The organism is Flavobacterium granuli, from assembly GCF_900129705.1.
Taxonomy (GTDB): Bacteria; Bacteroidota; Bacteroidia; order Flavobacteriales; family Flavobacteriaceae; genus Flavobacterium; species Flavobacterium granuli.
The window spans coordinates 49714-75769 of sequence record NZ_FQWO01000009.1; the positions used below are offsets into that span (position 1 = coordinate 49714).

Consider the following 26056-nt stretch of genomic DNA (forward strand, 5'->3'; position numbering starts at 1 on the left):
CTTGTATAAAAAAACACCAGCAATTGCTGGTGTTTTTTGTTTAAACTATAAATGATCTAATTGTTTTTTGTAAAAGGTATTTTTTGACCATTATCGATAATGATCATGTCAAATCCGGTTTGGCTTTCATTAAATTGAAATTGAAGCCCCGCTCTTTTAGATTCAAAAAGGTCTTTAGCTATTGGCTCAACAGAAAATTTTGGATAGTCGGTTATTTCTACATTAAGCACGCTGTTTTTTTCCGTAAAAACAATTTTCATAGGCGCTTTTGGATTGGAATAACTTCCTAAATAACCGTCTAAAATTATATCTTTTTCAAGGACACCTTTATTAGCTGTCCAAATATTATTCCCTTCATTACTGTCTGGAAAAACGTGATCCGGGTCTAAAGTAATGCTTTCTATTTCCTCGGTAGAATTGTGTTTAAACGACCAAACGTTGTTTCTTTGCCAAACTTCAACCGGCAATTTTACTCTTTCAACTTTTCCACTTTTTGTTTTCAATTCCAAAATCACCGGCATTGGCATTTTTTCGAAATTTTCAACGGTAATCACAACTCCCTGTTTTGGGTCGTTTTTTACATATTTTATCGCCTTAATTCCTTGATCAAAACGCCAGTTGTATTGGAACCAACCTCTCCAAAACCAACTTAAATCTTCCCCAGCTACATTCTCCATCGTTCTGAAAAAATCGTCTGGAGTAGGATGTTTGTAAGCCCAACGATCCATATACGTTCGGAAAGCTTTGTCGAAACGCTCTTCACCTAAAATTTGTTCACGTAAAATAATCAAACCAGAACTTGGTTTAAAATAACACAGCATGCCAATATTTGCTTCCTTCATGTTATCAGGAGAACTCATGATGGTTTCTAAACTAGGGCTCGTAAATGTTTCTGCCATTTTATGCAAATCAGTTGGCGGTGCTTTATACTCCCCGTTATTGAATTCAGCTGTACTCAATGAATTGATAAAAGTATTGAATCCTTCGTCCATCCATCCAAATAAACGCTCATTCGATCCCACAATCATAGGAAACCAAATATGACCAAATTCATGATCCGTTACTCCCCATAAATCCTCTCCTTTTGATTCCCAACTGCAAAAAACAATTCCAGGATATTCCATTCCACCTTCATTTCCTGCTACGTTTACAGCCTCCGGATAAGGATATTCCAACCATCTTTTAGAATAGTTTTCAATTGATGCTTTCGTATATTCTGTAGAACGTCCCCAAGCATCATTGCCTGCACTTTCTACAGGATAAACAGAAAGAGCCAGTGATTTTTTGCCACTTGGTAAATTAATTTTGGCACCATCTAAAATAAATGCTGCAGAAGAAGCCCAAGAAACGTCACGAGAATTCTTCATTTTATAATGCCAGGTTTTTGTAGCCGTAGTTCGATCTTTTTTAACCAAAGCATCCACTTCATCGGCAGTACGTATAAAAACTGTTTTATCGCTTTTCTTTGCTTGCGCCAATCTGTTTTGCTCTAATGTAGAATATACAGATGTTGGATTCACTAATTCTCCGGAACAAACCACAATATGATTTGAAGGTGCAGTAATTTTCACATCAAAGTCTCCATATTCTAAATAAAACTCAGAAGCTCCCAAATACGGATGCGTATTCCAACCTCTTACGTCATCGTATACACACATACGCGGGTACCATTGCGCAATGGTGAAAATTTTACCATTTTTAGTTTCAAGAACACCTGTTCGGTCTGAACCTTCTTCTGGTGAAATATAAGAAAAGTCAATCTTAATTTTTACATTTCCTCCTTTGGCTTTCAATTCCTGCGGAAGAAAAACTTGCATTCTGGTATCGGTAATTAAATATTTAACGTCTGTTTCACTGCTTTTACCTTTAACAGTAGTGACAACTTTTACCGATTTTATTTTATGTCCTCCGTCAAATACTTGTCCTTGAGCACCGTTGCGACTTCCTGTCAAAGGCACAACAGCATTACCGCGTGAATCGGCTTTGAATAAATTTTGATCCAAATGCATCCACAAAAAAGACATTTTATCAGGACTATTATTAGTGTAGCTTATTATTGCGTTTCCACTAATTTCGTTCTTTTCTTCATTTAAACTTGCTGTCAATTGATAATCAGCTCTATTCTGCCAATATTCAGCACCCGGCTGTCCACTCGCTGAACGCGTAGTTGTACCATTTTTCGAATAAAAAAACGGAGCAAAGGCGTCGTGATAATTATAATTTGACACTGGGCCATTCCCTGAAACAGCAGGAGCTTGCTGTGCCCATAGGGAAGAAATTGCCAATAACAAAGCCAACTGAAACAGGCTTTTAAAACAATTGATTTTCATAAAGATGTGTTTTTTGATAAGTAAAATTTTAGACCTGTACTTGTAAGTACCCAATCTAAATATCTTTCTTTAAATTTAAACAACGAATTTAGCCAAATTTTAAGAATATCATAATTGAAGGAGACTTTTTATTAAAAAATTAAGATAAAAAAAAATCAACTAGAGCGTTGATTTTTAAATAAACCTATATTATTTTAATAATTCTGTTTATGGGAATCCCCACTCCTTTTTTAAGGACAACACTATAATCAGTTACTGCCCAAACCGTAGTTTCGACAACTTTTTTGGATTGTTCATCCTCAAAGAAAATTTTAATTTTTGTATGCTCTAAATTTCCTAAAGATTGCGCACGCTCTAAATCAATACGCCTTTGTATAATAGCATCTGAATCTTCGAGAATCTCTTCTGGAGGAAATTTTAAAACATGAACATCCTCTTTTTCTATCAGTTGAAAATTTGTCATCATAACTATTTATTTTTACAGTTTACGACCAGCATTTGCCTTAGTGAATTTAATGAAATATATTTACAAACCAAAAAAAAAACACAAACTTATATTTATAGTGCAAACAACAATTAAACTAGCCGATTTATCTGCTACAATAAACCACAAAGGGGCCGAATTAATTTCTTTAAAAAAAAACACAACCGAATATATTTGGGAAGGTAATCCCGAGTTTTGGGGTAAGCACTCCCCTGTTTTATTCCCAATTGTGGGAACTCTTAAAAACAATAGCTATCAATTTAACAATACAGCGTATTCCCTATCCAGACACGGTTTTGCTCGAGAAATGCAATTCGATTTAATTGAACAAAAAGAAAATAGCGCTACTTTTTCAGTTACATCATCAACTGAGACCCTAAAGACTTATCCTTTTGATTTTGAACTACATATCACTTATTCACTACAGGATAATGGCATTGATATACAATACAATGTCATTAATAGAGGCAAGTCCAAGATGCCGTTTTCTATTGGAGCGCATCCCGCCTTTGCTTTGACTGCTAACTTTGAGGACTACTCCCTTGAATTTGAAAAAGAGGAGATTTTAGAATATCATCTTTTGGAAGACGGATTAATTTCTGATAAAACAATAAAACACAGGCTTCAAAACAAGAGTATTCCTTTGACGTACCAATTGTTTGAAAATGACGCCTTGGTTTTCAAAAAAACAGAATCTAAAGCACTAACTATCTTAGAAAATCAAAATCCAATACTAAGAGTCCGATTCGAAGATTTTCCTAATTTAGGAATCTGGACTGTAGCAAATGCCCCTTTTATTTGCATAGAACCTTGGTGTGGCTACTCGGACACAACAAATAGTAGCGGTGATCTTTTTGCAAAAGAAGGGATCCAAGTTTTGAACCCCAATGAAAACTTTCAACCAAAATTCAGTATTGAAATTTTATAAAAACCATCTGATTATGCTAAGCATCAATTTCACTCCTTTTCCAAATTTAGAAACCGAACGTTTATTATTAAGACGTGTTGACAATACTGATGTGAACGAAATTTTCGAATTGCGATCTAATCCTGAAACGATGAAATACATCCCAAGACCTTTACTCACAACTATTGAAGAAGCATTGGAACACATAGCAACGATTGATGCCAGGATAGACAGTAACGAAGGAATCAATTGGGCAATTACATTAAAAGGTAATTCTAAATTGATTGGAATAATTGGACATTATCGAATCAAACCTGAGCATTATCGCGCAGAAATTGGGTACATGTTGTTACCAGAATACAGCGGTAAAGGTATTATTACTGAAGCAGTTGAGGAGGCTGTCAAATATGGCTTTGAAATAATGCAACTCCATTCTATTGAAGCTGTTATTGATCCTGAAAATGATGGTTCAGCTCGAGTTTTGGAGAAATTACAGTTCGTAAAAGAAGCCCATTTAAAAGAAAATGAATTCTTTGAGGGCCGTTTTTGGGACAGTGTTATTTACTCCAAATTAAACAAACAACAATAATCCTCGACTTCAATTAATTGTAATAAATATATTGCAATTACAACAGTCAGAACTTATATTTGTACCCAAAACGGACAATAAACTATAATATTGCCCCATTTTATTATGAAAAAACTTTTATTTATTGTCCTTTTAGTTTCAATTCAGACTCAGAGTCAAACCTACATCAAAGCAAATGCTTTTACTACTTTATTGACTATTCCTAATTTAGGGCTTGAAACGAGCATAGGGAAAAATTCAACTTTACAATTTGATGTTTTGGCTTCACCTTGGAAATCAGTTAATGGTAAACCGCGTCAGTTTTACACCTTCACATCTGAATATCGTTATCATTTTAATGAAAATTACAATGGTTTTTATATTGGTGCAAATGTTGGTGCCAGTAGATTTAATTTTCAAAAATGGAATTATTTGAATACGGACATGTATGAAAAAGGATTCGGTTACTTTATGGGGGCCACAATAGGATATCAAGTAAAATTAAATGAGAAGTTCATGCTAGATTGCTTTCTAGGTGGTGGCTGGCATCAAGGTTTCTACAAGGGCTACCTTATAAGTACAGGAGAACGTTATGAATCAGCTCAACATTATAACAAAAGCGGAGAATGGTTTCCTTACCGAGGAGGCGTTATGGTTTCGTATAAATTGAACTAATTTTATTTAGCTAATTTATTAACGGTTTTAACATACAACTCTTCGACTTGTTTTCTAGCCCAATCTGTTTTTCTTAAAAAGGTGAGACTCGATTTAATACTTGGATTATCATTAAAACATTTAATTTTAATTAGTTCCCCTAAAGTGTCAAATCCGTAGTACTCCACCAGTTTTTCCAAAATGGTTTTTAATGTAATCCCGTGAAGAGGGTCTTTTGATTTCAAGTTTTCCATATTGCAAATTTATGCCAATTTTATAAAAAAAATTGCCGTTTCATTGATTTGTTCCTACATTTGTAAACCTATGCTAAAAACAGTCAACATACTTAATAAAAGAGCCCGATTTGATTACGAAATAATCGAAAAGTTCACCGCAGGAATCGTTTTGGCCGGAACTGAAATAAAATCCATCCGTTTAGGAAAAGCTAATATTACCGAGAGTTTCTGCGAGTTTAGCGGCACTGAACTTTTTGCAATCAATACCTATATCGAAGAATATGCTTTTGGGAATCAATTCAACCATAAAGCCCGAAGTGAAAGAAAACTTTTACTCAATAAACGCGAACTGAAAAGTTTGGCCCGAAGTGTACAATCCAAGGGTTTAACCATAGTTCCTTTAAAACTGTTCACAAACGAAAAAGGAATGGCTAAGCTAGAAATAGGACTTTGTCGAGGTAAAAAAACTTATGACAAACGCGAATCACTAAAAGAACAAGACACCAAACGCGATTTAGACCGAATCAAAAAAGCATACAAATAATAAAAAGGGTAGTTCATTACCCTTTTTTATAGCTTAAGTTGATGACTTTTCTTGTCAAGACTAATAAAAAACTGTCTTAAAAATGAAAACATTACTCAAAACTGCCAGAGAACAAAAAGGACTCAAAACCAGAGAAGTTGCTCAAATTTTAAGTATCGATCAGGCTTTAATCAGTAAATTTGAGACCGGCACCAGAAAACCTACCAGAGAACAACTCATCAAACTTGCCGCTTTACTAGAAATTGATCTTGAACCTCTTATGATTATTTGGTTGAAAGAAAAAATCATTCAAGAAATAGGCCATGAGGAATTTGCCTTACAAGCCCTAAAAGCTGCCAAGGAAGAAATTAAATCGAACCGAGAATCTTCGGTTAAAAAAGTTTCTGCTTTACTTCAAAAACTTTTGGATGAAATCGACCTTTTAAAGGCAAAACTGCATCCTTTTCGACCATTGGAAAACAGCACACTCCAGCAAATTATTGAGTTAGAATTCACCCATAGCAGCAATTGGATTGAAGGAAACACACTTACTTTGACCGAAACCGACTTGGTAGTAAATGAAGGACAAACAATTGAAGGCAAAAGCATGCGGGAGCACTTGGAGGCCATAAATCATCAGGAAGCCCTCGCTTTTATCAAAAGTGTGATTCAGAAAAACACTCCTTTTGGTGAAAAAGAACTCCTCTCTCTTCACAGTATTATCCTAAGAGGAATAGTACCAAAAGAAGCGGGACACTATCGTAATATTTCCATTTCGATAAAAGACAATAGCTTTATTCCTGCTGAACCCCCAACTATTTCAAAAGAAATAGATGCTCTTTTTAATTGGTATGAATCCAATAAGAATAGCATACATCCGATTATTTTGGCAGCCACAGTAAAAGAACGACTCATGACCATACATCCTTTTATAAATGGAAATGGAAAAGTATCGAGGTTAATTATGAATTTGATTCTTTTACAGCATGGCTACCAAATAGCCAATATAAAAGCGAACGAAAACGAACGAATGCTTTATTACCAAACCTTAAAAGCTTCTTTGACAAGAGAAAACAAAGAAAATTTTATAGTATTTGTTGCCCAAAATGAAAAAGCAAACCTAGAAAAGTGTCTTGAAAGTAGCAGTCAATAAAAAACCATTCTGTCGTGAATGGTTTTGTTTAATTTTTATCCTCTAATAAAGGCACAAATCGGAATTCCCCGAGTTCATGTTTTTCAAATTGGGTTTCATTCTTACGAATCAGCAATGTCATTTCCTGCACATCTTCCCCAAGAGGAATTACAAGTCTCCCTCCTATTTTTAACTGTGCCATTAAAGGCTTAGGTATAAATGGTGCACCAGCAGTTACAATAATACTGTCAAAAGGCGCATAACCCGGTAATCCTTTATAACCGTCACCAAAAGAAAGATGTTTGGGACGAATTCCCAACTTAGGCAACAAAGTAGATGTTTGTTTAAAAAGCTCATTTTGACGCTCCACACTATACACTTTGGCCCCCATCAAGCACAAAACTGCAGTTTGATAACCCGAACCCGTTCCTATTTCCAAAACTTTATGTTCTTTCTTTACTTCCAATAATTGCGATTGAAAAGCAACGGTATAAGGCTGCGAAATAGTTTGACCAGCACCTATAGGAAATGCCTTGTCCTGATAGGCATAATCTTCAAAACTGGAGTTCAAAAAAAGGTGTCTGGGGATTTTTTTGATCGCTTCCAAAACATTTATATCGGTAATCCCTTTTTGCTGTAAAACGTTTACTAATTGATTCCGAAGTCCTTGATGTTTGGCTGTATCTTTCAAAATTTGTTTATTTAATTTTGGTAAAAATAGAGGTTAAAACATCATTTTCCAAATGCAAAATTCAACTTCAAAAGTCATTAATTTTAATTGGTATTTGGTATTTATTGTTATTTTTGTAGAAATTACATCATTATGCTAAAAATTGGAGTATTAGGTGCCGGTCACCTAGGAAAAATACATTTGCGTTTATTACAACAATCTGAAAAATATGAATTAGTTGGTTTTTACGACCCTAATCAAGAAAATGCTGAGAAGGTTTCTAAAGAATTTGGTTACAAACATTTTAGTACAATAGCGACTCTAATCCATGCTGTAGATGTCATAGATATCGTTACCCCAACACTTTCCCATTATAAATGTGCCAAAGTTGCTATCAAATCAGGGAAACACGTTTTTATTGAAAAACCCATTTCGAATACCTTAGAAGAAGCCGAAGAAATTATTGCTTTGGCCAATGAATACAATGTAAAAGGGCAAGTAGGCCATGTTGAAAGATTTAATCCTGCCTTTATAGCTACCAAAAACATGATCGAAAATCCCATGTTTATAGAAACCCATCGTTTGGCTGAATTCAACCCACGCGGAACGGATGTTCCCGTAGTTTTAGACCTAATGATTCATGACATTGATGTTATTCTTAGCGTAGTAAAATCAAAAGTAAAAAACGTAAGCGCAAGTGGTGTGTCAGTTATTAGTGAAACTCCGGATATTGCCAATGCCCGAATCGAATTTGAAAATGGCTGTGTGGCTAATTTGACCGCCAGCCGAATTTCGATGAAAAACATGCGCAAAACACGTTTTTTTCAAAGAGATGCTTACATATCGGTTGACTTTTTGGAGAAAAAATGTGAAGTGGTAAAAATGAAAGATGCTCCTGAAATTCCAGGTGATTTTGACATGATTTTACAGAATGCCGAAGGTGTAAAAAAACAAATCTATTTCTCTAATCCTGAGGTGGAGCAAAACAACGCCATCTTGGAAGAATTAGACACCTTTGCCGATGCAATCAACAACAATACCACTCCAATTGTGACTTTAGAACAAGCAACAGAAGCATTGAAAGTTGCCTATCAAATCATTGATTGTTTTAAGAAATAAAACAATTTCCGTATTTAAAAGTTAAACGAGACAACTTTAAAATTAAAATAATAAACTAAATGAAAATAATTGCAGTAATAGGTGCAGGAACAATGGGGAACGGAATTGCCCATACTTTTGCCCAGAGTGGTTTTACCGTAAAATTAATTGATGTTTCCGAAAAGTCTTTAGACAAAGGAATGGCAACTATTGCCGCCAATTTAGACCGAATGGTCGCAAAAGGAAGCATCAACGAGGACGATAAAATGAAAACCATTACAAATATCATCACTTACACTGACATCAAAGATGGCGTTGTAGGAGCTGATTTAGTGGTCGAAGCGGCAACTGAAAACGTAGATTTGAAACTGAGTATTTTCAAGCAATTAAATGATGCTTGTGATCATAACACCATCCTTGCCACCAATACTTCTTCTATTTCTATCACACAAATAGGAGCAGTTGTTTCACATCCGGAACGCGTTATTGGAATGCACTTTATGAATCCGGTGCCTATCATGAAATTGGTCGAAATCATTCGCGGTTATAACACCAGTGATGAAGTGACGAAAATCATCATGAACTTATCCGAAAAATTAGGTAAAACGCCTGTTGAAGTGAATGATTATCCCGGTTTTGTTGCCAATAGGATTTTGATGCCCATGATCAATGAGGCGATCGAAACTCTATATAACGGCGTGGCGGGTGTATATGAAATTGACACCGTGATGAAATTAGGAATGGGTCACCCGATGGGTCCTTTACAACTGGCTGATTTTATTGGTCTTGATGTATGTTTAGCGATACTAAACGTGATGTATGACGGTTTCAAAAACCCCAAATATGCCCCTTGTCCCCTATTAGTAAATATGGTCCGTGCTGGAAAATTAGGTGTGAAATCTGGCGAAGGTTTCTATGACTATTCCGAAAGCAAAAAAGCAGAAAAAGTTTCTAAACAATTTATATAGTTTTCTTTTTTAAAGTCAAATGACTAAAGAATCTTCTTTAGTCATTTGACTTTTTAATTTTTTGAAATTTAACTCAACCATGGCAAAAATAATCCCTTTCAAAGCTGTTCGCCCTACTCGAGATAAAGTTTGCCTTGTCACTTGCCGCTCTTACGAGGAATATGCTCCTGCTGAGTTAGCGGCCCAACTGGATTTCAATCCGTTGTCGTTTTTACATGTTATAAAACCAGCATACACTAATCAGGAAAAAGTTTCCTTTGAAAAAAGATACCGACAAGTACATCAAAAATACCAAGATTTCAAGTCTGAGAACATTTTAGTAAAAGATGAAAAACCAGCTATTTACATTCATAAAATAGTTACTAAAAACCAATCTTTTACAGGAATTATTGTGGGCACCAGCATTGATGATTACCGCAATAACATCATCAAAAAACACGAGGAAACATTGGCTTTTAGAGTTCGAGTACTCAAAGAATACATGCAATATTCTGAATTCAATACAGAGCCTGTTTTGATGACTTATGCCAACAATAAAAATATTGAGAACTGGATCTTTGAACGTACCCAAAAATTAGCTGATTTTGAATTTTCGACCACTAAGAAAGAAATCAATTATTTATGGAAAATTGATGATGCAATAGAAATAGACTGGATTCAAAATATTTTAAAAACAGAAAATCTTTATATCGCTGACGGTCATCATCGATCTGAAGCGGTTCAATTATTAGCCCAAGAAAACGAAAATACCAAAAATACCAGTCAGGATTATTTACTGAGCTATCTGATTTCCGAAAACAACGTAAAAGTGTACGAATACAATCGTTTGATAAAAGATTTGAACGGTATGACAAAGGAGGCTTTTTTGAAAGAAGTAAGCGTCAATTACCTAATAGAAAACAAAAAACAACTGCCTTTTCAACCTACTGAGAAGCATCAATTCGGAATGTATCTTGACAATGAATTTTATAGTTTAGTTTTAAGGAATGAAAAACAGGATTTCAAAACCGTATTAGAGAGTCTTGACGCGCAAATTTTATACAAAACCATACTTTCACCACTGCTGTCCATCAAAGATTTACGCAATGATGAGCGCATAGAATACATGTCCGGCAAGCAATCGATTCTGGAACTAAAAACGATTGTTGACGAAGGCGAATTTGAAGTTGGCTTTTTTCTTTTTCCTTCTAATATAGAAGAGATAAAAGCTTTGGCTGATGCCAATTTAATTATGCCACCAAAAAGCACTTATATTGAACCAAAATTCCGAAGTGGAATCGTTATTTATGAATTTTAAATCCCACTAAAAGATCTAAAAAAAAACAGCATGTCAATAGCAACAAATTTAAACACAATACAATCCTCTTTGGCAGAAAATGTGACACTCGTTGCCGTTTCTAAAACTAAACCCATTCCTGATTTGATGGAAGCCTATGATGCAGGTCAACGTATTTTTGGTGAAAACAAAATCCAAGAAATGGCTGAGAAATGGGAACTGATGCCAAAAGATATCCAATGGCACATGATAGGCCATGTTCAAACCAATAAGGTCAAATTTATGGCACAATTTGTGAGCCTGATTCACGGTGTAGACAGTTTGAAATTATTACAAGAAATCAATAAACAAGCCCTGAAAAACAGCCGAGTTATTGACTGCTTGCTACAAATACATATTGCTGAAGAGGAAACGAAATTTGGCCTTGACGAAAATGAGTTAGATGTTCTGCTTGCTTCCAATGAATTTCAGCAAATGAAAAACATTCGAATTGTAGGATTAATGGGAATGGCTACTTTTACAGATAATAAGGAACAAATTAAAAAAGAATTTTCGCATCTGAAATCTATTTTTGATAAATTACGCGATAGAGAGACATTGCAAGGCTTCTCTATATTATCCATGGGAATGTCCGGAGATTATCAAATTGCTATTGAATGTGGCAGTACGATGGTTCGCATAGGAAGTAGTATCTTTGGAACAAGATAAAAAACTAAGGAATGTGATTGATTTATGATCAATGATGATTTCTACTGTTCCACAACCTAACTTTAAACAAGAAACTTGTACGCAATATTAGACATAGAAACCACGGGAGGTCAATTCAATGAAGAAGGGATTACCGAAATTGCCATTTATAAATTTGATGGTCATGAAATCGTGGACCAATTTATCAGTTTAGTCAATCCAGAAATTCCAATTCAGCCTTTTGTTGTTAAATTGACTGGTATAAATAATGCCATGCTCCGATCGGCACCTAAATTTTTTGAGGTGGCCAAGCGCATCATCGAGATCACAAATGACTGCGTGCTTGTGGCGCATAATGCCGATTTTGATTATCGTATTTTAAGAACAGAATTTAGACGCCTAGGCTATGATTTTAATCTAAAAACGCTTTGTACGGTTGAATTGTCTAAAAAATTATTACCAGAACAAGCTTCTCATAGTTTAGGAAAACTAGTACGTGCCTTGGGAATTCCTATGGCTGACAGGCATCGTGCCAGCGGTGATGCTATGGCAACGGTAAAACTATTCAAGATGCTTCTGGACAAAGACCTCGAAAAAGAGATCGTTAAAGAACTCATTAAAACAGAAGTTCAAAAAGGAATTGCGCCAAAATTATTTAGTATCATTGAAAACCTTCCTTCAAAAACAGGAGTGTATTACATTCATAACCAAGAAGGTAAAATCATTTTTATTGGCAAAAGCAAAAACATAAAAAAAAGGGTCAATCAGCATTTTACAGGAATCACCCACAGTGCCAAAAAAATCCAAACCGAAGTCTTTACCGTAACCTATGAAGAAACAGGTAGTGAATTAATAGGCGTACTGAAAGAAATGGAGGAAATAAAAATTAATAGACCCATTTACAACAGGATGTCGCGTAAGAATAATTATTCCTGGGCCATCTATTCTGAAAAAAATACCGAAGGCTATTTGACTCTAAAACTTCAAAAAGCAGACGGTAGAAAAAAGGAAATCACCTCTTATCTTACCCTGCAGGAAGGTAAAAATGCCTTATCTCATATTTCTTCTGATTTCAAATTATGCCAAAAACTAACCGGATTATATGAAACCAAAACCCATTGCTTTCAATATAGTATTAACGAATGTGACGGCGCTTGCGTAGGTTCGGTATCCCCAACAGAGTACAATCTTAGAGTAACCGACTTTATTTCTAAAAACAGTTTTGAAAATAAAAGCATGGTTATCGTTGATCGAGGCCGAAACATAAATGAACGAAGTGCAATTCTAGTGGAAAATGGCGAATACAAAGGATATGCTTTCTTTGATTTAAATTATCAAATACATCAGATAGAAATCTTGAAAAACATCATTATTCCGATGCAAAATAGCCGCGACACTCGTAAAACAATTCAAGCTTATCTTAGAAAAAATAAAGGTTTTAAAATTATAAATTTCTAATAGGACATCTAAAAAATCTCCATTGCTCATGCCTGAATTAAAATCAAAATATGCCAGTTTTAGGCAAAAAGTAAACATAGTAATCTATGGAACAAGTACCAAAGCGGGGCGATTATTCGATTTAATCCTTCTGGGGATTATTTTATTGAGTGTCCTTTTGATAATGTTGGAAACTGTTGCAGAATTTGACCAAAAGTATCATCATTATCTACTATTTCTGGAATGGATCATTACCGGTTTATTTACTATAGAATATATTTTAAGAATAATTTCCATCAACAAACCCTGGAGATACATCACCAGTTTTTACGGTATTATTGATTTACTGGCGATTCTCCCTATGTATTTGTCAATTTTCGTCATGGGAACCAGTATTCTGGCGGTTATTCGATCTTTGCGATTGTTGCGATTATTCAAAATATTAAACCATCCGCAGTTTACAAGCCAGTCCTTGCAATTAAAACAAGCCATTGAGGCCAGTAAAGGCAAAATTGTAGTTTTTATCTATTTTGTCCTTATCAGTACGATAATTATTGGATCGATAATGTATGTTGTAGAAGGTAAAGAAAATGGTTTTACCAGTATCCCGGCCGCAATCTATTGGACAATTGTAACTCTAACCACAGTAGGCTATGGAGACATTTCGCCTCAAACACCGCTAGGGCAATTTATTGCATCTTTTGTTATGATATTAGGATACGGAATCATAGCTGTTCCAACTGGGATTGTTACGGCCGAAATCGCAAAAAGAGTAAACCATCAATCGTCAAGCAACCATAATCCATGCAACGAATGTGGTGCAGAAGATTATCCTGATAATGCCAATTTTTGTCACCATTGTGGACATTCATTAGAAAAAAAATAAAATGAAATACCTAATTACTGTAATCGGACCAACGGCTATTGGAAAAACTTCGCTGAGTATCCTATTGGCCAAGCATTATAATTGTGAGATTGTATCTTGCGACAGCAGACAATTTTTCAAGGAGATGACCATTGGTACTGCGGTTCCCAGTTCTGCCGAATTAGCGGCCGTTCCACATCATTTTATACAAAATAAATCCATTCTTGAAAACTATACTGTTGGTGATTTCGAAAAAGAAGCCATCGCTAAAATCGAGGAATTATTCTTGACCAATGATTATGTTGTTCTGGTAGGAGGCTCCGGCTTGTATGTAAATGCCGTTTTGAAAGGATTTGATGAATTCCCGGAAATAAACCCGTCAGTTCGTGAACTTGTAAATGCCAATTATGAAAAACTCGGAATTACTTATTTACAAGAGCAATTAGAAACGTTGGATTCTGATTATTTCGAAAAAATAAAACTCGAAAATCCACAAACCTTGCAAAATCCGCAACGAATGATGCGATTTGTAGAAGTTTGCCTTGGCTCAGGCAAGCCTTATTCCTCTTTTTTGAACCAAAAAAAGAATGAACGTAGCTTCATTCCTATCCTTATTGGCCTGGAAGCCGAAAGAAGCATCATGTACAATAGAATAAACCAACGTGTGGAAATCATGTTCAATGAAGGTTTACTCAATGAAGCCAAAACTCTATTTCCAAATAAAGAGCTAAACGCTCTGCAAACCGTGGGCTACAGAGAATTATTCAGCTATTTTAACGGTGAATTCTCTTTGGAATTTGCCATCGAAGAAATCAAGAAAAATACCCGACGTTTTGCCAAACGCCAGCTCACTTGGTTCAAAAGAGATGAAAACACAAAATGGTTTGATTTTGAAACTCCTTATGAGGAAATCATATCGTATATTAATTCAAAAAAACAGGCCCAATTCTAAAGCTAAAATCGTTAATTCTAATTCAAAATTCACCATGCCTATAGCTTCAAATTTCACCTCTATTTTAAGCAAAGATTGGGAAATCAATTTTACACAATGTATGCCAAATGGCTACTTAAAATACACTGATCTATGTAACATTTTACAATTGACTGCTGCAGCACATTCTGATCTGGGTGGAATCAGTTTTACAGATATGCAGGAGTTTGACCAGGCTTGGGTTTTGAGTAGAATGCGAGTAGAAATTACTGCATTACCAAAATGGCGAGATATCGTAACGGTAAAAACCTGGATTATCAGTTTAGAAAATTCCCGCTCGGTACGTGCTTTGGAAATGTATCTCAATGGTGATAAAATAGTAGGCTCCGAAACATTTTGGGCTGTTTTCAATACTAAAAAACGTCGTCCGGAACCCTTGGCTTTGCCTTATCAGCATTTTAAATTATATCCTGATACTAAAGCGACGCAAGAAAGTTTTTCAAAAATAACAATAAATCCCGAAAAAGAAATTGTTTTTGAAAAAACAGTTTTTTTATCCGATTTGGATATCGTAAATCATGTTAATAATGTAAAATACCTGGAATGGTGTATGGATCATGTGCATCCAAAGATGATTTTGGCACAAAAACTGAAAAGTTTTGAAATGAATTTTATGAAGGAACTTTCGTTACAAGATAAAGTGGTGTTACATGAAAATATTTCCGAAGAATCGGCTGTATTTAGCATTACCAAGGACGATAAAAACTGTTTTGCTTTGCAACTCAATTGGAAATAAAAACTATAAAAAAGGCTCCGATTTCTCGGAGCCTTTTTATTATTCTTATACTTTATTCTTAACTACTAATCTGAAACCTTCACCATGAATGTTAAGGATTTCTACATCCTCATCCAGTTTTAGGTATTTTCTAAGTTTGGCGATATACACATCCATACTTCTGGAAGTAAAATAGTTATCATCTCTCCATATTTTTGTCAAAGCTAATTCTCTTGGCATTAAATCATTCTCGTGTAGAATTAACATTTTCAATAATTCATTCTCTTTTGGAGATAACTTAATTGGTTCCTGACCATCAAAAGAAAGGAATCTCAATTTTGAGTTTAGGTGAAACTTACCAATATTAAATTCGTGTTGTACCTGTTCGGTTTTAGAATCCGAAGATTTTCTTTGAATAATGGCTTTAATTTTCATCAGCAAAACTTCTGAATCAAAAGGCTTGTTCAAATAATCATCGGCACCCGCTTTATATCCTTTTAAAACATCCTCTTTCATCGATTTTGCAGTCAAAAAGATAATAGGTACTTCGCTATTTTTCTCTCTTATTTCTTTCGCTAAAGTATATCCATCTTTATACGGCATCATCACATCCAAAATACATAAATCGTATGAATCTTTTTTGAATTTCTCAAAACCTTCCATACCATTTTTGGCAAGAGTGACATCAAAATCATTTAACATTAAATAATCTTTTAGCACAGCGCCAAAATTCAGATCATCCTCTACTAAAAGTATTTTTTTATTTAAATTTTCCATATTCTAATTTATTAGTGGTATTTTAATTATGAAGGTACTTCCCTTTCCTTTTTCACTTTCTACATATACTTGACCATTGTGGTCTTCTACAATTCTTTTTACATAAGCTAAACCTAAACCATGTCCTTTCACATTATGTAAATCACCGGTATGCTCCCTGTAGAATTTCTCAAACACTCTTTTTTGAGCTACTTTACTCATTCCTAAACCTTGATCTTTCACTTTAATAAGGATCATATCCTTAATATTTTCAGTATAAACATCAATTTGTGGAACATCAGGAGAATATTTAATAGCATTTTCTAAGACATTCACAATAACATTTGTAAAATGCACTTCATTTATCAAAACCGTAGTTCTGGCTGCATTAAAATGAGTTGTAATTCTACCTTGTCTGTCCTCTAAAATTAAATTAACATGCTCAATAGCATCATTGATTATTTCTTCTAAGTCACTTGATTCCTTATCTATATCAAGCTCTTTTTTCTCTAATTTCGAAATTCTTAAAACATTTTCAACCTGAGCATGCATTCGTTTATTTTCGTCTCGAATCATCTGCAAGTACTTAAACACCTTTTCCTTATCTTCAATTATTTTTGGGTTTTTTATCGCGTCCAATGCTAAATTTATTGTGGCAATAGGCGTTTTAAACTCATGGGTCATATTATTTATGAAATCGTTTTTAATTTCAGAAATATGCCGTTGTCGTATCAATTGATTTAAAGCACTTGAATAGGCAATGATAATAATTAACGTGAAAATAATTGAAAGAACCGTTATGCTCACTAATTCCGACAATAAGAACTTTTTTTTGTGCGGAAATGTTACTAATAACTGGTACTTACTGTTCCCCTCATTATCTGCAAAAATCTGAATGGGATAAGTTGCTTCTTTATCATAAACAAAATCTTTCGATTTAATTTTTGTTGCTAAACCATTGCTATACACTGCAAATTCAAACTTCGTTTTAACTCCATATTCCTCCAGCTCATTCTTTAACAACTTTTGCAGGACTTCATTTGAAACCCTATCTTCAAGAGGGGTCGCGGAGGCAATATCCTTATACGAAATTTCATACTGAACTTTGTCTAAAACATCTAAATTTCCTGATTTTTCTATTGTAATATCAGGCAGTAAACTTTGTTGCAGATTAGATTTATCAATCGTGTTGTTGTTATAAATTTCGGTTACTCTCTTAGAACTAAAATTTTTAAACCTTTCATTGTTAAATTTTTTATTAAACAATGAAGACGAAATATCATAATCTTCAGCGATAATACTGTTAGAATATACAATCGTTTTATTTGTTTTAGTATTCCTTTGAACATAATAAAACTCCAGCAAATCCTCTTTTTTAGGATCTTTTCCTGTACTGTCTTTTAGTTTATTATACTTATCATAAAAACTATAAGCCTCTTTCTTTTGAAGCTTATCGGCTACATTTCCTATAACCTGTTTTACATGAAATTTAAATTGTTCGTCATTATTTTTAAATGAAGAATCAAACCAATATACCTGCACAAGAATTATACCTATCAAAGAAAGGCTCATCAATAAAACAAGTAATCTAAAAAAAAAATTATTCATCAGGACAAAATTAACATTTTAACAGTATGAATGATAATATATTAACCAAAGATTAACATTTAAGACTCGTTTTGTCTAATCTTCAAAATTTTAAGAATTCTTTCTATTTCTTTAATACTATTTTCAATACTGTCATTTTCAATAACAAAATGACTCTTAGAAATACGTTGTTCATCAGTCCATTGGGCTTCCATTCTTTTTAAAACCTGCTCACGCGAGGTTTTATCTCTTGCTATAACCCTTTGTATCCTTGTTTCTATTGGCGCCGTAACAGTAATTATAAGATCAAAATCCTTGTAGCTCCCACTTTCGAATAAAATAGCCGCTTCATAAATCACAGCTGGAAAATTATTATGTTCCAAAAGCCATTGCTTAAAATGTTTTTTTACCGCTGGATGAACAATCGCATTCAATTCTTTTAACTTATCTGGATCATTAAAAACCGCTTCGGCAAGTTTTGCTCTATTTAACACATCTTTTTCAAAAAAATCAGATCCAAATGTTTCTTTGATTGCCTTGACAATTTCATCTGACTGCATCAGCTTTCTTGCTTCCTCATCTGCTATATAGACTGGGATACCCAAAGATTTAAAATGATTTGCAATTGTGGTTTTCCCACTTCCGATACCACCTGTTAAGCCAATAATTTTAGTCATATTAAATTTTGAAAAATAATTCCGGAAACGCGGTTTGAGGTTTTTGCTTCAAAATAATAATTTTAACAAATGATTCCATAAAACCGGTTCCATAACCATAAAATTGTTTCCAAACTGCAATCACAGACAGATAACCAATTTTAACACTCTTGTTCTGATAAGAAGACACCAAAAACAGTACCAAAAAGTAGATTAAATAGCATTTTAATAAGAAATCAATGGTGAAAACCAATAATAATACCGCTAGAGCAAATCCCAATATAAAAAATGATGGAAAAAAGAAAGTTAGTTTATTGTATTTGGGGTACCAACTATTCAATATTGGTCTTGCTTTGCCAAATTTATTTACCTGAATCGAAAATTTATCCCAGTCAATTCTCCTTTTATGATATACAAATGCTTTTGAAAAAAGCTTCGTTTCAAAACCTAAGTTCCATAATCGAATTGATAAATCAGGATCTTCTCCAGGATGGATATTACCAAAACCGTTTGAAGCTTCAAAAGCTTTTCTGGAAATTCCCATATTAAAACTTCGAGGCTGAAACTTGTCAATTTTTTCAGAACCACCTCGAATTCCACCTGTAGTCAAGAAAGACGTCATTGCAAAATTGATTGCTTTTTGAATATCCGAAAAGCTATCCAAAGCCTTATCAGGCCCTCCAAAACAATCTACATAATTCTCTTTTAACGCCTTATCAACTTCCGTCAAATATTGCGAAGGAATGATACAATCAGAATCGAAAATAATAAAGTAATCCCCTTTGGCTTTTTTCATCCCAAAATTTCTGGAATCTCCCGGACCGGAATTCTCTTTGAAATAATACGAAATAGACAATTTACTTTCATATTTCCGCACCACGTCCTCACATTTGACAGAGGAACCATCCTCTACAATTACAATTTCAAAATTTTCTTTATAATCTGATTTTGAAAGACTTTCTAAAAGCTCATCCACTTCATCGGGACGGTTATAAACTGGGATAATCAAAGAAAAAAACATATTCTTGAATGAGGTATTAATTATACGATTAAGGACGAAATTTTAACAAAGATAAACTTTAATCCACAAAAAAACCACCAATAAATAGTTGGTGGTTTTAAGAAATATTTGAATTATTTCAGTATTTATTTTATTACTTTTTTGACTTAAGCAATACTGGAAACATTTACCATTTCATTAGTATCCGCTTTATAATCTACTCCTTCGAAATCAAAACCAAAAAGGTTGTAAAAATCTTTTCTGTAACCTTCTAAATCTCCAATTTCTTCTAAATTTTCAGTAACAGCCTGCTCCCATAATTTAGCCACTTTTTCCTGAACATCGGCGCGCATTTCCCAATCATCAATACGAATTCTACCTTTTTCATCTGTAGGAACATCAGAACCGGTGTACAATCTTTGTTGGTATAAACGCTGGATTTGCTCAATACATCCCTCGTGAATTCCTTCTTCCTTCATGATTTTATACAATAAAGAAATATACAATGGAATAACCGGAATAGCCGAACTTGCTTGCGTTACTAATGCTTTATTTACAGAAACATAGGCTTTACCATTAATATCTTCTAAGCTATCCGTGATAGTAAAAGCAGTCGCTTCCAGATGGTCTTTGGCGCGACCGATAGTTCCTTTTCTATAAACTGCCTCAGTCAATGATGGCCCAATATAAGAATAAGCAACTGTTGTAGCTCCAGGAGCTAATAAATTCTCTGCTTTCAAAGCATCAATCCACATAGCCCAATCTTCACCGCCCATTACTGCAATCGTGTTTTCAATATCGTCACCACTGCAAGGTTCAATAGAAACTTCTGAAACTTTTCCCGAATGAAAATCTACTGTTTTATTTGTAAAAGTACTACCAATAGGTTTCAACACTGAACGATGCAAAACTCCAGTAACTGGGTGTAAACGCACAGGAGAAGCCAAACTATAGATTACCAAATCTACTTGACCTAAGTCTTTTTTAATAAGATCTAATGTTTGTTGCTTCACTTCATTTGAAAAAGCATCTCCATTGATACTCTTAGCATACAAACCTGCTTTATGCGCTTCATTTTCAAAAGCAGCAGAATTGTACCATCCCGGTGAAGCTGTTTTACCCTCCAAAGGTGGTTTTTCAAAAAATACACCAATAGTTGCTGCACCTGAACCAAAAGCACTCGTTATTCTGGATGCCAAACCAAATCCGGTTGAAGCTCCAATTACTAATACCTTTTTAGCACCTTCAATAGCGCCTTTGGATTTTATATATTCAATTTGATTTTTAACATTTTGTTCGCATCCTTTTGGGTGGGCTGTCAAACAAATAAATCCTCTCATTCTAGGTTCTATGATCATAATCTAAAAATATTTTATATTTTTTTTAATGTAAAAAAGTAAAAAAACAATTGTTTTTATAAAGTAAAATCTATCATTTCAATGGACAAATATAGGGCATTTTTTTAGTTCAACAAGGCTTTTGCGTGATTTAAGGCCGAATCAGAAACGATAGTTCCCGACAGCATTTGAGCAATTTCGACAACTCTTTCTTCCTCTGATAATAATTTCAATTCCGATTGAGTATCTTCCCCAACAGTGGATTTAAAGACTTTAAAATGAGCATCACCCTTGGCTGCAATTTGAGGTAAATGCGTAATAGCAAAAATTTGCATTTTCTGGCTCATCTCCTTCATGATTTCTCCCATTTTAATGGCAATTTCACCTGAAACTCCCGTGTCGATTTCGTCAAAAATCAAAGTCGGTAATTTAGAATATTGTGCTAATATTGCTTTAACGGCCAACATGATTCTGGACATTTCTCCGCCAGAAGCCACCTTTTTAAGCAATCCAAAATCAGTTCCTTTATTAGCCGAAAACAAGAATTGCAATTCATCTTTTCCATTTGCAAAATAAGTTGCTGTCTTTTTAACTTCAATATTAAAACGAACATTAGGCATTCCTAAGGTTTCTAAGATACTAATCAGTTTTTGAGATAATATTGGAATCGAATCCAATCTCTTTTTATGAATTGCATCTGCCAATCCATCTAATTGTTCGGATTTTTGCTCAATGGAAGTAGTCAATTCTGCAATTTCGTCATCTAAATTACCCAATTCAAAAACCGAATCTTCTAATTTGGCTTGAATTTCCAATAATTCATCAACAGACGAAACCTGATGCTTTTTCTGTAAATTAAAAATAAGCTGTAGCTTTTGACTAATTAAATCCAATTGCTCCGGATCATTGATCAGCTTCTCTGAACATCGATTTAACTCATCGGCAATATCTTCAAATTCAATTTGTAAACTCGTTATTCTTTCTAATTGAGAGGAATATTCCGGCGAAAACGAAGCAATCTTTTGCAAGGCTGCTTTAATCTCTTTTAGATTGTGCGAAACCCCTATCTGTTCTTCATTGGCAATAGCCAAAGATTTATCAATAGCTTCTTTGATGATCTCAACATTATTCAATTTCTCAAAATCAGCTTCCAGAATTTCCTGTTCACCGGATTTCAATTGCGCTTCAATCAATTCATTTAAGACAAAAGTGTTGTACTCCTGCTCTTTTGCAGATTCACTTTGCTTTTTAATTAAGGAATTCAATTTGGTTTTATCTGATTTATAACTTTTTAAAACCGATTGATAAGCTACCATATCTCCTTGCACATCAGCGATAGCATCTATAATTTCAAACTGTACATTTTCATCAGAAAGCTCTTGTGTTTGCTGTTGCGAATGAATATCAATCAGAAAAAGTCCTAACTCCTGAAGTTCCTGAAGATTTACAGGACTATCATTAATAAAAGCTCTCGATTTTCCGGAAGGAAGAATTTCCCGTCTAATGATAGTATCCTCTTCGTAATCTAAATCATTTGCTTCAAAAAATGCTTCTAAATTATATTTGGAAATTTCAAACTGTGCTTCGATGATACACTTTTCTTCTTTATTTTTTAGGGAAGTCAAGTCGGCTCTTTTTCCCAAAACCAATCCTAAAGCTCCTAAAATAATTGATTTTCCAGCACCGGTTTCTCCTGTAATAATTGAAAATCCTTTTGAGAAATCTATGCTTAATTTTTCTATTAAGGCATAGTTTTTTATCGATAGAGTGGTTATCATTTATTGTATGTTTATTATGAAGATGTAAATTTATTGAAAAAACCAGTAGATTAATTTAATATTTAATCAATTCCCATTTACTGGAATTCAGAGGAGATGTTTTATTCAAACTATCTATTAAATCCGAAACGGTAATACTGGGTCCTCCTGAAAAGATGGAAAGAATTTCGTCTGATTTGGCATCCAAAAAGACACGAGTTAAAAAAGCGTTAGGCTTTGAAGAATTCAGTTTACCTAAATTCAACAAAGAAGTTTTGATTTTCTCTTTAGCTCCTTTTAAGTCTTTGGACATGGCATCTAAACCGGAATGATAATCAAATGTAGTTTTACGTACGGCAGAAAAAGTAGGAGAAAGCATGTCGTTGATAAGGAAATAACGGTTTTGGTTTCCATCAATCTGACTCCAACCTTTAGAACCACCTTGCTGAGCCACATTGGCAATATTTTGTGCTATTTCAAAATTTGGATCTCCTCCTTCAAGCGTAAACGTATCTTCATCCATACCTAAAATAATATAGCTATAGAAAGAAATTACCGAAACAAGATTAGATTCAAAAACAGTAGGATTAAAAACTAAATTCTCGAATTCAGTATATCGAAAATTAAAATCTTTGTCATTGTAATTCAATACAGGCGTAGCATAAGAAGAATTATAAATAGGCCTTGAAGATTGTACCTGAATAGAAGCCGAAAATTGATCTGAACTATTTGATAAAATGGTGATATACATCGAGCAATTTATCTTTTCGTTTTGACTATAACTTTGATTAGTCCAAGCCGTTTTATTGACGAATTCATTCAACGAAGTTTCTAAGGTTTTAAATACTTGTTGATTGGCATTACTTAATTTTTGAGAATTTACCGTTACTGTACAATTTAGTTGCTGGGCTTGTGTAAGTCCAATTACAAATAGTAATAAAAAGGTAAATATCTTATTCATTAAAATGGGCTATTACTTTATTTAAAATATCATCAGCAACCGCTTCTTTAGATTTTAGTTCCTTAGGTTCAATATTAAAATCCTTGTCAATAAAGGTAACCTTATTTGTAAGTTTTCCAAAACCCGCACCTTCATCCTGTAAAGAATTTAAAACTATCAAATCTAAGTTTTTTTTCTGGATTTTAGCCTTAGCATTCTCAATTTCATTCTCTGTCTCCAAAGCAAACCCAATTAAAAACTGATTTTTCTTCTTTTCCCCCAACGAAGCCAAGATATCTTTGGTTTTTTCGAGCTCAATAACAAAATTATCAGCCGCTTTTTTAATTTTTTGAGCCGCCACATTCTTGGGTCTATAATCAGCAACCGCTGCTGCTGCAATTGCTACATCAACTTCGTCAAAATACTGATGACAAGCTTCAAACATTTCCTGAGCCGAAACCACATTAATAACTTCGATCAAAGAGTGACTTACTTTTAAACTTGTAGGCCCAGCCACCAAGATTACCTTGGCGCCTAAGTTTGCCGCACTAATTGCAATATCAAAGCCCATCTTACCCGAAGAATGATTTCCTATAAAACGCACAGGATCTATTGCTTCGTATGTGGGACCGGCAGTAATTAATATTTTTTTTCCTTTTAGAGGTAATTTACTTTCTAAATCAGCTTCCAAAAAAGCAATTATATTTTCGGGTTCAGCCATTCTTCCTTCGCCGGAAAGACCGCTGGCCAATTCACCGCTTTCAGCCGGAATTATGGTATTTCCAAATTCTTGTAAAGCTTTAAAACTTGCTATTGTAGAAGGATGTTTATACATGTCCAAATCCATTGCCGGAGCAAAATAGACAGGACATTTAGCCGATAAATAAGTTGCTATAAGAAGGTTGTCGCAATTACCGTTTGCCATTTTAGACAGGGTATTTGCCGTAGCGGGTGCGATAATCATCATATCAGCCCAAAGCCCTAGCTCGACATGGTTGTTCCATTGTTCATTCTCTTCATCTTGATTGAAAAAAGTAGAATGTACCGGATTTTTAGAAAGGGTAGATAAGGTAAGTGGCGTTACAAAATCCTTAGAAGCAGGTGTCATGATCACTTGGACATGTGCACCTGCTTTTATGAAAAGTCGTACTAATGAGGCTGTTTTATAGGCGGCAATTCCGCCAGAAATTCCCAGCAAAATTTTCTTACCGCTTAAAACTGACATTGTAGTATTATTTGTTTGAATCTCTATGATAGATTTTACCGTCTAACCATTCTTGAACTGCTAACGCATGTGGTTTTGGCAATTTTTCATAAAACTTTGAAACTTCTATCTGTTCTTTATTTTCAAAAACTTCTTCAAGACTGTCATTGTATGTAGCAAATTCTTCCAATTTCTCAGTCAATTCTTTTTTGATTTCAGAGTTAATTTGGTTTGCTCTTTTAGCCATAATGGTTATCGCTTCATATACATTACCAGTAGGCTCTTCAATAACTGTTTTATTGTAAGTTATTGTATTTACTGGAGCATTCGTCTTTTTTAAATCCATGACTTTATTTATTTAGTAAAATTTTGTAAATCTTTTTCAACACGAACTAACATTTCGTCCGCTTTCTCTTTGTATTTTGTATTGGCATCAAACTTTATCAAATTTGAATATGCCGTTTTAGCAACATTCAATCGTTCTTCCATTTTAGAAGGAATACTATTAATGGCTAGTAAATAAGCCGAATCAAATCTATAAAACAAGGCTTCTTCTTTGTATGGTGTTCCCGGATAATCTGCAATAAAATTATCTAAAGCAACCAAGGCTGCTTTATAATCAGAAATGGTATGGTATCCTTTGGCATTTTCAAAAACCTTTTTCTCGATTTTTTGCGACAATACTTTTACCGCTTCATTCGCTTCAGCCAAGTATTGAGAATTAGGAAATCTATCAATAAAAGACTGCAATTTTTCTATCCCTTTAAAAGTATCCGTTTGATCTAAGCTATATACTGGAGAAAGCATAGAATAACTTTTGGCACCAAGATAGGCTGCTTCTTCTATTTTCTCACTTTTAGGATATCCTGACACAAAACTTTCAAACTGATAACCTGCTAAATAATATTGTTTGGTCTTATAATAGGATTGTGCAAACATATAAAACAACTTTTCTGCCTGAGGTTTTCCTCTATAAGCTGGAGCTATTTGTTCAAAAAGGCGAATTGCCTTTGAATACTTCCCTGCTTCATATAATGAGGTTCCCATCTGAAATTTAGCGGCAACATCTTCGTTTTTCAATGCTTTTTGATATTCACCACAAGACACAAAAACAACCAAAACAAGCAATAGAGATATAATTTTTTTCATATTTATTTATTTTCTTGATCTACGGGTTACTGATAACCTACAAAAAATCATACCGAAGTTTCGGTGGCAAATTTAGTTATTAATTCAGCTACTACAAAATATTTCTTTAGTTAAAAAAAGACCTATAAT

Annotated in this window: 27 protein-coding genes; 13 read left to right on the plus strand and 14 right to left on the minus strand. The window is 34.2% G+C overall.

Translation table 11 applies throughout. From position 1 onward, the window contains the following. Positions 1-56: 56 nt before the first annotated feature. Both BUB25_RS11935 and BUB25_RS11940 read right to left on the minus strand, forming a co-directional pair. The gene (locus BUB25_RS11935) at positions 57-2330 is read right to left on the minus strand and encodes a M1 family metallopeptidase (protein ID WP_072944636.1); all 2274 of its coding nucleotides are present in this window, start codon (positions 2328-2330) and stop codon (positions 57-59) included. 184 nt (positions 2331-2514) lie between these two features. Next, the gene (locus BUB25_RS11940) at positions 2515-2796 is read right to left on the minus strand and encodes a hypothetical protein (RefSeq protein WP_072944638.1); all 282 of its coding nucleotides are present in this window, start codon (positions 2794-2796) and stop codon (positions 2515-2517) included. A gap of 97 nt (positions 2797-2893) precedes the next feature. On the opposite strand from BUB25_RS11940, the gene BUB25_RS11945 reads away from it, so the two are divergent. The 3 genes from BUB25_RS11945 (at position 2894) to BUB25_RS11955 (ending at position 4964) form a co-directional block, all read left to right on the plus strand. After that, the gene (locus BUB25_RS11945; RefSeq protein ID WP_072944826.1) at positions 2894-3742 is read left to right on the plus strand and encodes an aldose 1-epimerase family protein; all 849 of its coding nucleotides are present in this window, start codon (positions 2894-2896) and stop codon (positions 3740-3742) included. Between the two features lie 13 nt (positions 3743-3755). Continuing rightward, positions 3756-4310 carry a GNAT family N-acetyltransferase gene (locus tag BUB25_RS11950; RefSeq protein WP_072944828.1) on the plus strand — a complete coding sequence of 185 codons (555 nt, stop codon included), beginning with the start codon at positions 3756-3758 and terminating at the stop codon, positions 4308-4310. A gap of 105 nt (positions 4311-4415) precedes the next feature. After that, entirely contained in the window at positions 4416-4964 is a 549-nt protein-coding gene (locus tag BUB25_RS11955; RefSeq protein WP_072944640.1) for a DUF3575 domain-containing protein, read from the plus strand. A gap of 2 nt (positions 4965-4966) precedes the next feature. Here BUB25_RS11955 and BUB25_RS11960 read toward each other — a convergent pair whose 3' ends face one another. Next, positions 4967-5197: a VF530 family protein gene (locus BUB25_RS11960; RefSeq protein ID WP_072944642.1), complete on the minus strand. Its 231-nt coding sequence runs from the start codon at positions 5195-5197 to the stop codon at positions 4967-4969. Positions 5198-5267: 70 nt separating this feature from the next. Here BUB25_RS11960 and smpB point away from each other — a divergent pair, with 70 nt between their 5' ends. After that, positions 5268-5723 carry an SsrA-binding protein SmpB gene (gene smpB / locus BUB25_RS11965; protein ID WP_072944830.1) on the plus strand — a complete coding sequence of 152 codons (456 nt, stop codon included), beginning with the start codon at positions 5268-5270 and terminating at the stop codon, positions 5721-5723. 82 nt (positions 5724-5805) lie between these two features. Next, positions 5806-6855, plus strand: coding sequence for a Fic family protein (locus tag BUB25_RS11970; protein WP_072944645.1), 1050 nt, complete (start codon positions 5806-5808; stop codon positions 6853-6855). Between the two features lie 28 nt (positions 6856-6883). Here BUB25_RS11970 and BUB25_RS11975 read toward each other — a convergent pair whose 3' ends face one another. Continuing rightward, the gene (locus tag BUB25_RS11975) at positions 6884-7525 is read right to left on the minus strand and encodes a protein-L-isoaspartate(D-aspartate) O-methyltransferase (RefSeq protein ID WP_072944647.1); all 642 of its coding nucleotides are present in this window, start codon (positions 7523-7525) and stop codon (positions 6884-6886) included. Positions 7526-7657: 132 nt separating this feature from the next. On the opposite strand from BUB25_RS11975, the gene BUB25_RS11980 reads away from it, so the two are divergent. From BUB25_RS11980 to BUB25_RS12015, 8 genes are all read left to right on the plus strand, one after another. After that, positions 7658-8623 (plus strand): Gfo/Idh/MocA family protein, encoded by a 966-nt coding sequence (locus BUB25_RS11980; protein ID WP_072944649.1) that lies wholly within the window; start codon positions 7658-7660, stop codon positions 8621-8623. Between the two features lie 59 nt (positions 8624-8682). Then, positions 8683-9570, plus strand: a complete 888-nt coding sequence (locus BUB25_RS11985; RefSeq protein WP_072944651.1) for a 3-hydroxyacyl-CoA dehydrogenase family protein — start codon at positions 8683-8685, stop codon at positions 9568-9570. A 79-nt stretch (positions 9571-9649) separates the two neighbouring features. Continuing rightward, complete coding sequence (locus BUB25_RS11990) at positions 9650-10867, plus strand: DUF1015 domain-containing protein (RefSeq protein ID WP_072944654.1); 1218 nt, start codon at positions 9650-9652, stop codon at positions 10865-10867. 30 nt (positions 10868-10897) lie between these two features. Next, the gene (locus BUB25_RS11995; protein WP_072944656.1) at positions 10898-11554 is read left to right on the plus strand and encodes a YggS family pyridoxal phosphate-dependent enzyme; all 657 of its coding nucleotides are present in this window, start codon (positions 10898-10900) and stop codon (positions 11552-11554) included. A gap of 75 nt (positions 11555-11629) precedes the next feature. Continuing rightward, entirely contained in the window at positions 11630-12991 is a 1362-nt protein-coding gene (locus BUB25_RS12000; RefSeq protein WP_072944658.1) for an exonuclease domain-containing protein, read from the plus strand. A gap of 28 nt (positions 12992-13019) precedes the next feature. Continuing rightward, positions 13020-13856: an ion transporter gene (locus BUB25_RS12005; protein ID WP_072944660.1), complete on the plus strand. Its 837-nt coding sequence runs from the start codon at positions 13020-13022 to the stop codon at positions 13854-13856. A 1-nt stretch (position 13857) separates the two neighbouring features. Continuing rightward, the gene (gene miaA / locus BUB25_RS12010) at positions 13858-14787 is read left to right on the plus strand and encodes a tRNA (adenosine(37)-N6)-dimethylallyltransferase MiaA (protein WP_072944662.1); all 930 of its coding nucleotides are present in this window, start codon (positions 13858-13860) and stop codon (positions 14785-14787) included. 34 nt (positions 14788-14821) lie between these two features. Then, on the plus strand, positions 14822-15562 hold the full coding sequence (locus BUB25_RS12015; protein WP_072944832.1) for an acyl-[acyl-carrier-protein] thioesterase: 741 nt from the start codon (positions 14822-14824) through the stop codon (positions 15560-15562). 45 nt (positions 15563-15607) lie between these two features. Here the strand turns inward: BUB25_RS12015 and BUB25_RS12020 are convergent, their stop codons facing one another. The 10 genes from BUB25_RS12020 to BUB25_RS12065 all read right to left on the minus strand — a co-directional run bounded on the left by BUB25_RS12020 (position 15608) and on the right by BUB25_RS12065 (position 25927). Next, on the minus strand, positions 15608-16318 hold the full coding sequence (locus BUB25_RS12020) for a response regulator transcription factor (protein WP_072944664.1): 711 nt from the start codon (positions 16316-16318) through the stop codon (positions 15608-15610). 3 nt (positions 16319-16321) lie between these two features. Continuing rightward, positions 16322-17905: a sensor histidine kinase gene (locus BUB25_RS12025; protein WP_072944666.1), complete on the minus strand. Its 1584-nt coding sequence runs from the start codon at positions 17903-17905 to the stop codon at positions 16322-16324. A 59-nt stretch (positions 17906-17964) separates the two neighbouring features. Beyond that, positions 17965-18561 (minus strand): dephospho-CoA kinase, encoded by a 597-nt coding sequence (gene coaE / locus BUB25_RS12030; RefSeq protein ID WP_072944668.1) that lies wholly within the window; start codon positions 18559-18561, stop codon positions 17965-17967. A 1-nt stretch (position 18562) separates the two neighbouring features. Next, positions 18563-19561 (minus strand): glycosyltransferase family 2 protein, encoded by a 999-nt coding sequence (locus BUB25_RS12035; RefSeq protein WP_072944670.1) that lies wholly within the window; start codon positions 19559-19561, stop codon positions 18563-18565. Positions 19562-19707: 146 nt separating this feature from the next. Beyond that, positions 19708-20898, minus strand: a complete 1191-nt coding sequence (gene fabV, locus BUB25_RS12040) for an enoyl-ACP reductase FabV (protein WP_072944672.1) — start codon at positions 20896-20898, stop codon at positions 19708-19710. 104 nt (positions 20899-21002) lie between these two features. Next, positions 21003-22655: a DNA repair protein RecN gene (gene recN / locus BUB25_RS12045; RefSeq protein WP_072944674.1), complete on the minus strand. Its 1653-nt coding sequence runs from the start codon at positions 22653-22655 to the stop codon at positions 21003-21005. Positions 22656-22710: 55 nt separating this feature from the next. Continuing rightward, positions 22711-23595 (minus strand): type IX secretion system protein PorD, encoded by an 885-nt coding sequence (gene porD, locus BUB25_RS12050; RefSeq protein WP_072944676.1) that lies wholly within the window; start codon positions 23593-23595, stop codon positions 22711-22713. Beyond that, the gene (coaBC, locus tag BUB25_RS12055; protein ID WP_072944678.1) at positions 23588-24799 is read right to left on the minus strand and encodes a bifunctional phosphopantothenoylcysteine decarboxylase/phosphopantothenate--cysteine ligase CoaBC; all 1212 of its coding nucleotides are present in this window, start codon (positions 24797-24799) and stop codon (positions 23588-23590) included. Before coaBC ends, porD begins: the two co-directional genes overlap by 8 nt. Positions 24800-24806: 7 nt before the next feature. Then, on the minus strand, positions 24807-25124 hold the full coding sequence (locus tag BUB25_RS12060; RefSeq protein WP_026709525.1) for a DNA-directed RNA polymerase subunit omega: 318 nt from the start codon (positions 25122-25124) through the stop codon (positions 24807-24809). Positions 25125-25132: 8 nt separating this feature from the next. Next, the gene (locus BUB25_RS12065; RefSeq protein WP_072944680.1) at positions 25133-25927 is read right to left on the minus strand and encodes an outer membrane protein assembly factor BamD; all 795 of its coding nucleotides are present in this window, start codon (positions 25925-25927) and stop codon (positions 25133-25135) included. Positions 25928-26056: the final 129 nt, after the last annotated feature.